12 protein-coding genes are annotated in these 12,437 nt (G+C 64.7%); 6 read left to right on the forward strand and 6 right to left on the reverse strand.

The window, feature by feature from the left end:
• Positions 1–31: 31 nt before the first annotated feature.
• Positions 32–574: a hypothetical protein gene (locus IPU70_RS00865; protein WP_207464229.1), complete on the reverse strand. Its 543-nt coding sequence runs from the start codon at positions 572–574 to the stop codon at positions 32–34.
• Between the two features lie 171 nt (positions 575–745).
• Between IPU70_RS00865 and IPU70_RS00870 the strand changes: the two genes are divergently transcribed.
• Complete coding sequence (locus IPU70_RS00870) at positions 746–1,153, forward strand: hypothetical protein (protein ID WP_207464230.1); 408 nt, start codon at positions 746–748, stop codon at positions 1,151–1,153.
• Positions 1,154–1,175: 22 nt separating this feature from the next.
• On the opposite strand, the gene IPU70_RS00875 is transcribed toward IPU70_RS00870, so the two are convergent.
• On the reverse strand, positions 1,176–2,351 hold the full coding sequence (locus tag IPU70_RS00875; protein ID WP_207464231.1) for a diguanylate cyclase: 1,176 nt from the start codon (positions 2,349–2,351) through the stop codon (positions 1,176–1,178).
• A 241-nt stretch (positions 2,352–2,592) separates the two neighbouring features.
• Between IPU70_RS00875 and IPU70_RS00880 the strand changes: the two genes are divergently transcribed.
• A complete protein-coding gene (locus IPU70_RS00880) occupies positions 2,593–3,528 on the forward strand; it encodes a DNA/RNA non-specific endonuclease (protein WP_207464232.1) in 936 nt (311 codons plus the stop codon).
• A gap of 21 nt (positions 3,529–3,549) precedes the next feature.
• Here IPU70_RS00880 and IPU70_RS00885 read toward each other — a convergent pair whose 3' ends face one another.
• The 4 genes from IPU70_RS00885 to IPU70_RS00900 form a co-directional block, all read right to left on the reverse strand.
• Positions 3,550–4,356, reverse strand: coding sequence for a hypothetical protein (locus IPU70_RS00885; RefSeq protein ID WP_207464233.1), 807 nt, complete (start codon positions 4,354–4,356; stop codon positions 3,550–3,552).
• Between the two features lies 1 nt (position 4,357).
• The gene (locus IPU70_RS00890) at positions 4,358–5,023 is read right to left on the reverse strand and encodes a hypothetical protein (RefSeq protein WP_207464234.1); all 666 of its coding nucleotides are present in this window, start codon (positions 5,021–5,023) and stop codon (positions 4,358–4,360) included.
• Between the two features lie 140 nt (positions 5,024–5,163).
• Positions 5,164–5,643: a VOC family protein gene (locus IPU70_RS00895; protein WP_013394452.1), complete on the reverse strand. Its 480-nt coding sequence runs from the start codon at positions 5,641–5,643 to the stop codon at positions 5,164–5,166.
• Positions 5,644–5,738: 95 nt separating this feature from the next.
• Positions 5,739–7,763: an alkyl/aryl-sulfatase gene (locus tag IPU70_RS00900; RefSeq protein ID WP_242702244.1), complete on the reverse strand. Its 2,025-nt coding sequence runs from the start codon at positions 7,761–7,763 to the stop codon at positions 5,739–5,741.
• Between the two features lie 337 nt (positions 7,764–8,100).
• Between IPU70_RS00900 and IPU70_RS00905 the strand changes: the two genes are divergently transcribed.
• The 4 genes from IPU70_RS00905 to IPU70_RS00920 all read left to right on the forward strand — a co-directional run bounded on the left by IPU70_RS00905 (position 8,101) and on the right by IPU70_RS00920 (position 12,433).
• A complete protein-coding gene (locus IPU70_RS00905; protein WP_207464235.1) occupies positions 8,101–9,696 on the forward strand; it encodes a diguanylate cyclase in 1,596 nt (531 codons plus the stop codon).
• Between the two features lie 15 nt (positions 9,697–9,711).
• Entirely contained in the window at positions 9,712–10,488 is a 777-nt protein-coding gene (locus tag IPU70_RS00910) for a hypothetical protein (protein ID WP_207464236.1), read from the forward strand.
• Positions 10,489–10,534: 46 nt separating this feature from the next.
• Positions 10,535–11,506, forward strand: coding sequence for a hypothetical protein (locus IPU70_RS00915; protein WP_242702245.1), 972 nt, complete (start codon positions 10,535–10,537; stop codon positions 11,504–11,506).
• A 147-nt stretch (positions 11,507–11,653) separates the two neighbouring features.
• Positions 11,654–12,433 carry a DUF899 domain-containing protein gene (locus IPU70_RS00920; RefSeq protein WP_207464237.1) on the forward strand — a complete coding sequence of 260 codons (780 nt, stop codon included), beginning with the start codon at positions 11,654–11,656 and terminating at the stop codon, positions 12,431–12,433.
• Positions 12,434–12,437: the final 4 nt, after the last annotated feature.

The following is a 12,437-nucleotide window of genomic DNA, read 5'->3' on the forward strand; positions in this document are numbered from 1 at the left end:
AACGGCCGACGGGTTGCGCCTGCCGCAAGCGTCAAAGATCGCCGAGCACGCTGGGATCGAACCGCCAGCGGTGATCGCCATTGACGCTGCACACCGCCGTCGTCTTCTTGTGGCGCTTCGGGCCGATCTCCCTGAGCTTCAATTCCCCGTCGCATACGGGACACTGCCCGCCGATTTCCGTATAGAAAACCTCGCCAGCGCGATTCGCCTCCAGGTTGCACATCATGAAAAACCGCGAATAGCGCCTACGCTTCAGATCACCGCCAGTGTCCAGGCTAATGAAACTCAGGAAAATCAGGATGAACCACCACGCCGACATCCCCCAGGCGTAGACGCCCAGGGCGGTGATCGCCAAGCCTGCCGCGCCGCCTGTCAACAGCCAGGCCGCCTTGACGGGTTTGCCGCGCAGCCGCAGGGGCACGATGCTGTAGCGCTGGAATGCTTCAGCCCAGCTGCCGCGAGAAGCCGCAGCGGCTGGCAGATTGGCGGCGGGCTGCGGACTCGCCGTAGCTGACGGCGTCTCGGCCGCCGTAAAACTGCCCGCGTCCGATGCGAAGATGTCCTTGCTGCGCATATTGCCCAGCACTCTTGCGCATTCGCCGCACACGCTGTTCTTGCCCTTATGGGCGGCTCCGCATCTAGAGCAATGCACGCTATCCCCTCGCAGTGGAAACTTTGATCTGGCGCCATTATTACCATTATTCTTAGGCACCCGCCGCAACCGCATCCCGCCTGGCGTCATTCCATGCGCAACCGATCAGACCCATTCGCCCCGCCCCCGAAGCAACGGACCGTCCGCCTCAATTCCCTGCTCTGGATCCTCGAGCCTCTGGAACGCGACGCCGGTTATATGCGCCGCAAGATGTTCGGCTGCGACGCCGCGTACCTGGATGGCCTGCTGTACCTGGTGGCCGCCGACCGCGACGATCCCTGGAGCGGGCTGCTGGTGTGCACCTCGCAGGAACGCCAGGAGGCGCTGTTGACGGAATTTCCGGCCCTGCGGCCGCACCCGGTGCTGGGAAAATGGCTATACCTGCCCCAGACCGACGAGGACTTCGAGACGATTGCCGCGGCAATGGCGCGGCTGGCGCTGGCGCGCGATCCGCGCATGGGCGTGGCGCCCAGGCCGCGGGCCAGGCGCAAAAAAGGCTGACTCGCGCCGCGGCCGGGCGTCCTCAGCAGTTCACCGAACCCGCCGCCGCAAACGCCAATTCCACCCGATTGCCGCCCAGCGCCTTGGCCTGATACAAGGCCCGGTCCGCCGCAGCCAGCGCATCGGCCAGGGGCGGAACCTTGTCATCGAACTGCGCCAGCCCGACGCTGACCGTGGCCGGGATGCCGGCGCCGTCCTCCCGCCTCGACACCGTGCCGGCAAAGTGCTGCGCCACGGCCGCGCCCAGCACGGTGGCGCGCCGGGCGTCCTGACCGGACAGCAGCGCGGCGAATTCTTCGCCGCCGATGCGGGCGAGCAGCACGTCGGGGCCGAGCACGCAACGGGCCGATTCCGCGAAAAACTTCAGTACCTGGTCACCGGCCTGGTGGCCATGCCTGTCGTTGATCGCCTTGAATTGGTCCAGGTCGAACGCCAGGACCGCAACAGGCCCACGCCCTGCCCCGCCCTCGATGATGCGCGCGCCCTGTTCGAAGAACCACCGGCGGTTGCCCAGGCGGGTCAGGTAGTCGGTCTGCGATTCGCGCAGCAGCTGGCCATGGGTTTCTTCGCGGATCAGCTTGAGTAGCGTCATCGGCAGCACGATCGAATACAGCACGCCTTCGTACATGGTGAGCGTGCTGGCGGTCAGGTGTATGCCGGGACCATGCTCGGCCACCCACCAGGGCAAGATGAAAGCCCGAGCGGCGTAGACCAGCGCGTGGATGCTAACCGCCGCCGTCGCGATGCGCAGCGGCGTCAACGACCTGAGCGACTGGCAGCGCAGCAGCTCCCAAGCCGTCATGCCGCTGACCAGCGCGATCGGGAATGCGCTGACGTACTTCCAGACCAGATCTTCCCGCTGGGCGCCGGCCGCCAGCCAGATCAGGGCCATGACAATCAGCAGCCCGATGGAAGCGGCGCGATAGCGCCGGCCGCTGAGCGAAGCCGCGCCGTTCATGATCAGCAGATAGCCGCTGAGGACGATGAGATTGGCGACCGCCGAGCCCAGCGGGCTGGGCAGTTTCGCGCGAAACAGCACAACGGTACAGCCCAGGGCAAGCGTGGCGAAGCCCGCGGCCAGGATACGCAATGATCCGCTGCGGTTGGGATGGGTCCGATGCTCCCAGAACGTCAGGCCTGCACTGGCGAGCAGCGTTCCGATGATGATGAAGTAAAGGGTGAGGAGATCAACGTACATCTTGAATGCTTGGATATCGCGCCGCCGCATCGCGGGGCCAGCAGAAATTCTACGTGGGAAATATGTCGTTGAAACATAGCGTAACCCCTTGCACGGAGCGGTTTCTTTATATGTAGCGGTAGCGCGACACCACTGCCTCGCATGAAGAAACAATCGCGCTCAGTGGCAAATTTGCCACTCATCTACAATCCGTGGCGGTGCCGGTTGCCAACCGCAATCGGGCAGTAGCTCACAGGTAGTAATGACGCGCGCGAAGACACCCGCTTCCAAGAAGAGAAGTTCCCCCAGCAGATCCAAGGCCCGCGCCGGTTCCCGGTCCAGCGGCCGTTTCCCCCGGTTCCTGAAGGCCCTGCTGTTCTCGTCCCTGGCGAGTTTCGGCGCCGCCACTTATATGCTGAATCCGCAGTGGCGGATTCCGGCGCCCGTGCAGGACGTCATCACGCGCCTGGGCTGGCCGCAGCAGCGCGAACACGCGACGCCTGCGGCAGTACCGACCGCGGCGCGGACCGGGGCGCCAGTTCAAACAATGTTTGCGGAATGCCGGCAGTTCTTTCCGCATTCACGCCCGCCCGAAGTGCCGGGCGGCCAGAAGCTGCGCGAGGTGTGCTTTTCCGCCTTCGCCATCCTGCATGACGGGCAGACCAAGACGCCGGTGTTCGTGGCCGAACGCCTGAACCGCCAGATGCTGACCCAGGCCCAAGGGCAGCGCCGGACCGACAAGTTCTATGCCGAGGCGCGCTTGCCGCGCGCCGAACGGGCCGAACTGGACGACTACCGCGGTTCCGGCTATTCGCGCGGCCACATGGCGCCGGCCGGCGACATGTCCAGCCCCGAAGCCATGGCGCAGAGTTTCTCGCTGGCCAATATGGTGCCGCAGGACCAGACGCACAATGGCGGCGCCTGGAGCAGCATCGAGCAGGACACGCGCAAATACGTGATGCGCGCCGCGGGCGACGTGTACGTCTTCACGGGGCCGGTCTATGCCGACAAGCCCAAGACCATCGGTTCGGGAGTCGCCGTGCCCGCTTACATCTACAAAGTCGTGTACGACGCGACTTCGGGACGCTCGTGGGTGCACTGGCAGGCGAACGCCGCCAGCACCAAGGCCGGGCCGCCCATCAGCTACGAGGAATTCGTCAAGCGCACGGGGATCCGGGTGCTGCCGGCCGGGGGCTGAGGGCCGGGTCGACCCGCAAGCTCAAATCTTGGATTCGTAAAACTCCACCTCGATGCGGTCCGCGCTCAGGTAGCCGCAGAGATTGGCCGGGAAGCGGGCCCGGCTGCACGCGGCATAGGCGTTTCCGTACAGCACCGCATTCTGTAGAAAATTGCGGCTGAGCGCCGTGCTGTCGGACTGGATCGTCCGGGTGAGTTCAGCTTGCAGCCGCTCGCTCTCCGCGCGCATCGGCCGCAGGATTTCCGCCTCGAACTTGCGGGCCACGCGCGCTTCCGCTTCGCTCGCCGGCACGCTGGAATGCTCGGGGTCATAGGCGTCCAGCAGCTCATTCTTCGCGCGGCGCGCGCAATAGAACGCCTGATAATACGAGCCCGTCGCGGGCCGCTTGAGGCGGGCTTGCGCAAGGTAGATCAGCGACGGCACAGGGGAACTCCACGAGATCAAGGTGCTCGTCGTGCCCGGTTTCACCGTGCTCACGTATGTAGGCAGGCAGGCGCCAGCGGGTTCACGCCTGGACCGCAGGTCGGCCAGCCTCGCGGCGGCGTAACGATCGCCGTAGCGCAGCACATCCTCGTAATTGCCGCTGAGATGGCTACCTATGATGGCCCCTTGCGCCACCCAAAAACAGTAGCCATCGACAGACTGCCCATCTTGGCAATACGTCGCCAGCGCGCGCTTCATGCTGGGCCCCATGGCCTGAAAGCCCTCATCCAGGGCGCTGGAATACGCTTTGTACAAGGCCTCGCTGCTTGCCGTTCCCAAACCCAGCGGCGCCCCCAGGGTCGAAGACGCCAGCACGGCCGTCATGACCGACGCGAACAATGGCATGTCACTTCTCCTGTTGGGTGGCCGACAGCCGGGTGCGGTCACGCGCGTTCAATACCGAGTCGGGATAGCGGTACGCCCAGCGCCCGTCCCGGCACTGATAGACCCGCCCGCCGTAGACGACGGTCGAGCCTTCGCTGTAATAGTTCAGATGCGCGGCGTCCGAGGGCCGGGTGAAGTACTCGCAGGCCTGGCCGGCATAATCAAGCCCGGGATCCTTGGCCGCGGCCTTGGCTGACACCGATGGATCTGGCGCGCCGGCGGGCGCATTGCGCGGCTTGTCGCGGCTGGCGGGAGTGTTGCCCCAGGGATTCAGGGCGGGATCGGTGCTGTAACGCTCCTTGATCCGGTCGCGGTTGCGCAGGTAGTCGGCCTCCCGCTGCTTCGCGAGGGCCTGGGAGGCCGCACGCTGCGCGTCCTCATACTGTTGCCGCAACCGGTCCTGCGCGCCCTGGTCGAGCAGCGCGTCGTCCTGCTGGCTGGAATCGCGCAGATAGTCGCTCAACGCCCGTTGCGCCGCGTCGATGGCAGCGCCGGTGTTGTTGCGCGAGGAAGACGAGGAACGGGACGAGCCGGTAGCTTCCATGGCCTGCCCAGGCCCTGCCTGCGCCGAGACGCCGATGCCCGCAAGCACGATGGCCGCCACAAGGCGAACCGCGAGCGTGGCCATAGGAAAGCTCCCCGAGGAAGATACGGCAAACGCCGCCAAACCTGGGAACAGGCCTTGCTGATGGCCGGTCCGCGCGCGGCGCCTTCATGATAGATCGCGCCGTTCCCGCCGGAATCAGCCAAAGGGATGAGTCCGCCCTCCTAGCCCCGCTGCGCTGCCTCGATGGTCGCGATGTCGATCTTGCCCATCGTCATCATCGCGTCGAAGGCGCGCTTGGCGACGGCGGCATCGGGGTCCGAGATCGCTTCTATCAGCATGCGCGGCGTGATCTGCCAGGACAGGCCCCACTTGTCCCTGCACCAGCCGCAATCGCTGGCCTGACCGCCGTTGCCGATGATGGCGTTCCAGAGACGGTCGGTTTCAGCCTGGTCTTCGGTCGCAATCTGGAAGGAAAAGGCCTCGCTGTGCTTGAAGGCCGGGCCGCCGTTCAGGCCCACGCAAGGAATCCCCGCCACGGTGAACTCCACCGTCAGCACATCGCCTTGTTTGCCGGAGGGATAGTCTCCCGGGGCGCGCAAGACTTTGCCTACGGCACTGTCTGGAAAGGTCCGGGCATAGAACTGCGCGGCTTCGAGCGCGTCCCGGTCGTACCACAGACAAATGGTGTTTTTGCTAGCCATATTTATCCTCCTGCCGATAGTCCCGCGCACGCAGCGGCTGCGTGGAGCTTCGACGCATGCGGCGAGAGGCCAGGATCGGCCTCTCGCTTTCAGCCCTACGGCGTCACGATATTGAACCAGAACGGGAAGTCATCCAGCGCGCCGAAGACTTCCGCCAGCTTGGCCTGATCGCCCGTGACTTTCACATCCCCCTTGGCCATCGCATCCTTCAGCGTGGTCTGCTTCAGCATGATGTTGTTGAGCGTATCGCGGGTCAGCGACACGCTGGCGCTGGGCTCCTTGGCCTGCTTGCCTTCGGAATGGTTCAGCACGCTGTTGGCCATTTCCAGCATGTACTGCTGCTTGGTGTCGGTGAAATCCACGTTCAGCACCACATGCTTGCCCTCGGTCTTTTCCCGGTTCAGGCGCACCGCGAAGTAGTCGAACAGCATGTCCAGCGTCATGGCGCGCACGGTATCCGGGCTGGCCGTGTCCGGCACTGGCAGCTTTTGCACGCCTTCGCGCAGCTCCTTGGCGCCGGTCAGGTAGAAGTTGCGCCACGGGCCGCTTTCGGCCTGATAGCCCAGCTGTTCCAGCGCGTCGGCCTGCAGGCTGCGCGCCTCCTGGTTCTTCGGATCCGCGAACACTGCATAGTTGACGACCTCGGCCACCCAACGGTAGTCGCCCTTGGCATAGTACTCACGCGCCTTCTTCACCACCGCGTCCACGCCACCCATCATGTCGACGTAGCGCTTGGCGCCCTCTTCGATGGGCAGGGTGTGCAAGGTGGCGGGATTGCCATTGAACCAGCCCAGGTAAAGCACGTAGGTCGCGCGGACGTTGTGATTGACCGAACCGTAATAGCCCCGGTTCGAGAACTTGGTGGCGATGGACTTGGGCAGCTTGACCTGTTCGGCGATCTCTTCCTTGTTGTAGCCCATGTTGGCCAGGCGCAAGGTCTCGTCGTTGATGTAGCGGTACATGTCGCGCTGCAGGCTCAGCTGTTCGCGCACGTCCTTGTTGTTCCAGACCGGCCAGTGATGCATGGCGTACATCACTTCGACGTCGTCGCCCCACAAGTTCAGGGCTTCGTTCAAATACTTCGACCAGGCCAGCGGATCGCGGATCTTGGCGCCGCGCAGGGAGTAGGTATTGTGCAGCGTGTGGGTGGAGTCCTCCGCGGTGTTGAGCGCCTTCTTTTCCCGGATGTAGTACAGCATCTCGGCCGGCGCTTCGCTGCCGGGCGCGTACAGGAACTCGTAAGTCAGACCGTCGATGGTGCGCTTTTCGCCGGTCTTCTCGATAATGTCGGTGGGCGGAATCAGGGTGACCGTGCCCGCCGAGGTCGTCGTGCCCAGGCCCGCGCCCACCTGGCCGGTCGCGCTGGGCGGCAGCAGGTTGCCGTACATGTAGCTGGCGCGGCGGCTCATGGCGGTGCCGGCCATCACGTTTTCGGCCACGGCATGCTCCAGGAATCCTAGCGGGGCATAGATCTTGACCTTGCCCGCCTTCACGTCGGCCTCGTCCACCACGCCGCGCACGCCGCCATAGTGGTCCACGTGGCTGTGGGTGTAGATCACGGCCACGACGGGCTTCTTGGGGCGATGCTGATAGTAGAGGTCCAGTGCGGCCTTGGCCGTTTCGGTGGAGATCAACGGATCCATGATCGTCAGGCCTTCCTTGCCCTCGACGATGGTCATGTTCGACAGGTCCAGATTGCGCACCTGGTAGATCCCGTCGGCGACTTGAAACAGGCCTGAAATATTGATCAGCTGGGCTTGCCGCCAAAGACTGGGATTGACGGTGTCGGGTGCATCCGACCCTTCCTTGATGAAGCCGTATTTGTCCGAGTCCCATACCGGGTTGCCCTCGGCGCCTTTGATCATGCCGGCCGGCAGCGGGGCGATGAAGCCTTTGTGCGCCAATTCGAAGGCTGTCTTGTCGGCGAACGGCAGTTCCTTCAACAAGGCGGCGTTGGCGGCCTTGGTGGACGCTTCGGCGGGTTTGGGTCCTTCGGCCGACCAGGCCGGCGCCGCCAGCGCGATAGCCAGCGCGGTCAATACAGAGGGCGCCGCAACGCGGCGCCTGGGTGCCCGGTCCTGTTGGATATGGAAGAGCGTCGCGCGGTGAAGCAGCTGCATAGTCACTTTCTCCAGACGGGTAGAGGACAAACCGCCCGAAATGGCGGTCCGGCAAACAACGAAGTCAGGCGAATGCAAAAGGCAAGATCACACGTGCAAAAAAGCGGCAGGGCGTGACGGCCGAAGCGGCGGCAGTAACAGGAATTACAGGCGTGAACGGCATCACGCGGCGCTGTGTTGGCTTTAACGAACAAAGCCTACACATTTTTTCCCTTAAATCAATCGCGGATTGCAATTAATCACGTTTCGCATTGCGGGCAGCGCCCGCGCCATTTATCTTTGTCAAACTAGACGCGGTCGATACCCCCCTACGCATGGAATACTGCATGGAGTCTCGATGAGCCCCAGGGCAAACCCCACAGGCAGGCGCAAGCTTGGATTGCACGCGGTTCTGGTCGCACTGGCCGTGCTGAGCGTTGCCGTCGGTTTTTCCACCGCCATGTACTCCAGCTACCAGGTACAAAAGGCGCAGATCATCGGGAATGCCTTGGCCGCCAACCACGCGCGCGCCCAAAAGCTGGCCGAGGTCATCGACGTCTACATTGCCGCGCTGCACCGCCAGGCGCGCAATGCCGCAAGCCAACTCCCCGCTTCGATGGACAAGCCGCAAGCGCTGCAGAATGAACTGCGGCGCCTGGCCGGCCAGATCGACTCGCTGCACGCGGTCATGCTGGCCGACACCGCCGGCCGCATCGTTGCCCGCTCGCCCAGCGGCCAGCTCGCCGATGCGAAGATCCTGAGCCTTGCCGATCTGGGCGTGGGTCCCTCCGGCCCGAGCGCCTGGGTGACGACGCTATCCAGTACGCAGGCTGCAGTGCTTACCGTGGCCGAACCCGTGGCAGGCCCCGCTGGCGCGCCGCTGGCCCATCTGGCCATCGTCATCAAGCTGGACGCCGGCAGCGGCATGGACCGGATCATCGGCGAACGCGACGATATCGCCGGCATGTCCGTGTTCCTGGTCAGCGGCACCGGCGCGGTGTTGTACCGCAAGCAAGCAGGCGCCGGGGTATTCGATCTGGCCAGCATGGAACCCGCCCGACGGGACGGCGCCGCCCTGCTCTCGAATGCGAAAGGCGGCGCGGTATTGACCGGCTACGCACCCTTGGCCAAAGGCAATTGGGCGGTGGTGGCGCAACGCTCGCTGGATCAGGTGCTGTCGCCGCTGCGCGAATTGCTCGGCGACGCTTTGCGCGCCGCGATTCCCGCCATTGTGTTGACACTGCTGCTGGTATGCGGGCTGGCCTATGCCATTGCATCGCCGCTATCGCGTTTGACCCGCGCCATGACTGCGGGGAAATCCGCAGGCGTGGACCTCGGGCGGCTCAATGCCTGGTACGCCGAGGCCGACACCTTGCGCGACGCGGTCCAACTGACGCTGGACCAGCATCAGGACGAAGTGGGCCGTCTGAACACCCAGGCGCTGACGGATCCGATGACCGGACTGCTGAACCGCCGGGCCATGACCGAAGTGCTGGACGCTTACGCCGCGAACGGCACGCCCGTCGCGGTCATCGCCATGGACCTGGACCACTTCAAGCGTATCAACGACGCCTTCGGCCACATGACGGGCGACAAGGTGCTGATCGCGCTGGCCGAGGTGATCCGCGCCGGCCTGCGCGACCAGGATCGGGCTTTCAGGGTGGGCGGGGAAGAATTCATTGCGCTCTTGCCCACCGGCGCGGCCTCCCTGGCGGGCGAGGTTGCCGAGCGTCTGCGCGCGGCCGTGGCCCGGCGCCTCATGCCTGATGGCGTGGGCCGCGTCACGGTGTCCATCGGCATCGCGCTCTGGCCGCAAGACGGCGATTCTGCTTCCGAAGTGATACAGCGGGCGGACGAGGCCCTGTACGAGTCCAAGCAGACGGGGCGCAATCGCGTCACGCTGTGGCACGACAAGGCCCCGGCTGCGCCGCCCTACCCGACCAACCGTAACTGAACACCTGGTGACCATATGAACTACTCCCTACTGCTGGCGGGTCTTGCGGTCCTGTTCTTCGTACTGCTGTTGGTCGCGATGCGCATCGGCAAGCGCCTGGGCCATGGCGCCGACGACAAGAGCGCCGGCGCCGCGGCCATCGAGGCCTCCGTGTTCGCGCTGCTGGGCCTGTTGGTGGCCTTCACGTTTTCGGGGGCGGCCCAGCGCATGGCCGAGCGCCGCAATCTGCTTGTCCTGGAGGTCAACTCCATCGGCACGGCCTGGCTGCGCATCGATATGCTCAATGCCCAGGACCAGCCGAAGCTGCGCGACCAGTTCCGGCGCTACGTAGATGCGCGCATCGACTACTACCGCCACGTTCCCGACCTGGACCAACGCGATGCCATCGCGGCGCGGGTCGGGACGCTGCAAAAGGAAATCTGGACCACGTCCATGAGCGCCGCGCGCAATGCCGTGCCGCCGTTTGCGACGTCGTACATAGGCGCTGTCAACGACATGTTCGACGTATCCAGCGCGCAGACCGTGGCGCAGAAGGTCCATCCGCCCATAGCGACCTACGCCTTCCTGGTCTTTCTGGCCCTGGTGTGCGCCTGCCTGATCGGATCAAAGCTGGCTGTCACGCAACGCGACAGCATGCTGCACCAGCTGGTTTATGCCGTGGTCATGACAGCAGCGATCTACATCATCGTGGATTTCGAGTTCCCGCGGATAGGAACCATCCGGATCGACCAGAGCGACGCGCTCCTGGCTGCGCAGCGCCAAGCCATGGTCGACCCGCCCGCCGCCCAATAGATTTCCCGGCGCCGCAAGACTGGCTCGCGTTCACTCCGGAGATGACATGCCCATGCCCGTGAAGATGGCCAAACGACGCACAGGTTGGCTGCTTGCCCTGCTGGCCTGCGGGGCCACGCCGCCGGCCATGGCCCAACAGGGCTTGCGCCTGAGCCAGGACGACCTGCAGAAACGCGCCAACGGGGTACTCGCCATCATGTCGTTCTCCATCGTGCCCGACATCACGACCAGTTCCCTGAACATAGGCGGGGGCAGCGGATCGGTCTCGGGGTCCACCGAATTCGCCATGACGCAGCTGGGCGGCGGCGACACCATATCCAAATCGGTACCCATCTATCTGGAAGGCGTGCTCGCCGCGAGCCGCTACGACCCAACTTTCATCGCCACGCAGGGAGCGGAATCTCGATCCATCCCCACCAAATGGAACAGTTTTTCCGCCACCGGCGGCATAGGCTGGGACTTCAAGCTGACCGACGAACTGAAGCTGCGGCCCATCTTCAATTTCGCGCTGGGCAACGTCACCAGCGACCTGCGAGCGGCCAGTTGGTACGTGGGGCGTCAAACAGGCAAGGACATCAGCTTCCTGGACCGGGGTTCGCTCAACGCCTATGGCCTGGGCGGTTCGCTGATGCTGGACTACGAGCATTACCGCCCCGGCTATGAAGTCGATGTGGAGCTGCGCTATTCCGACATGCGCCTGCAAAGCTTCAGCAGCTCGGCGGCCGTCGAGGGGCATGCCACGGCGCAATCGGCCAATCTGTGGGCGCGCTACCGCGCCCCCACGGGATTCGTGATGCTGCAGCGGCCGCTGCGCTATGTGCTGGAGCTGACGCACTCGGAGTTCCTGGGCGACCAACGCGGCATCCTGGGATTCGACCGGCTGACCTCCGTGGGCGCTGGCCTGGAGCTGGATTCCAGCGCTTATGACGTGATCATCACCCGCACCCGGCTGGTGGGCCGTTATGTGTTCGGCACCAATGTGTCCGGCTTCTCGGTGGGCCTGGCGGTGAGCTTCTGAGCCGGGCCGCCGGCGGAATTGCGCCGGATTTGTTACTCCCCCCTTCCCGCCCGGCGATGCCAGACTGTTTCCAGGCCGCCGAGCAGCCAGGCTGCGCGCAAACCTTTGCGCCAGGGCGCCGGCCCGCGATAAGGAGGTATCGACACCATGACCGCAACCACCAAAGACACCCGCATGCGCATGCCCCCGGTCGTCTCGCCCCAGGAATGGGAAGCCGCCCGCCAGCAACTGCTGGTAAAGGAAAAGGCGCAGACCCGCGCCCGCGACGCCCTGGCCGCCGAACGCCGGCGCATGCCCTGGACCGCAGTGGCCAAGACCTATGCGTTCGAGGGGCCATCCGGCACTCTCACTCTGTCCGACCTGTTCGATGGCCGCCGCCAATTGATCGTCTACCGCGCCTTCTTCGAGCCGGGCGTGTACGGCTGGCCTGAACATGCCTGCCGCGGCTGCTCCATGGTGGCCGACCAGGTCGCCCATCTGGCGCATCTGAACGCCCGCGACACCACGCTGGTCTTCGCGTCCCGGGCGCCGCAGGCAGACATCGCGCGGCTGAAGGCGCAGATGGACTGGAAGATGCCCTGGTACACGCTGACCGACAGCTTCGATGGCGACTTCGGCGTGGACGAGTGGCATGGCACCAATGTGTTCTACCGCGACGGCGACCGCATCTTCCGCACCTACTTTCTCAACAACCGCGGCGACGAGCAGATGGGCGGCACCTGGAACTATCTGGACATCACGCCGCTGGGCCGGCAGGAAGTCTGGGAGGATTCGCCCGAGGGCTATCCGCAGACGCCGACCTACAAGTGGTGGAACTGGCACGACAGCTATGTGGCAGACGCGCCGCCTGACAAGAAATGGGTCGAGATCTCGGATGCGGGCGAAGCCGCGTTCCGGGCGCAGAGCGCAGCCGACGCCAAGCGGTGAGCGG

The organism is Achromobacter sp. SD115, assembly GCF_017355315.1.
GTDB lineage: Bacteria > Pseudomonadota > Gammaproteobacteria > Burkholderiales > Burkholderiaceae_B > Achromobacter > Achromobacter xylosoxidans_B.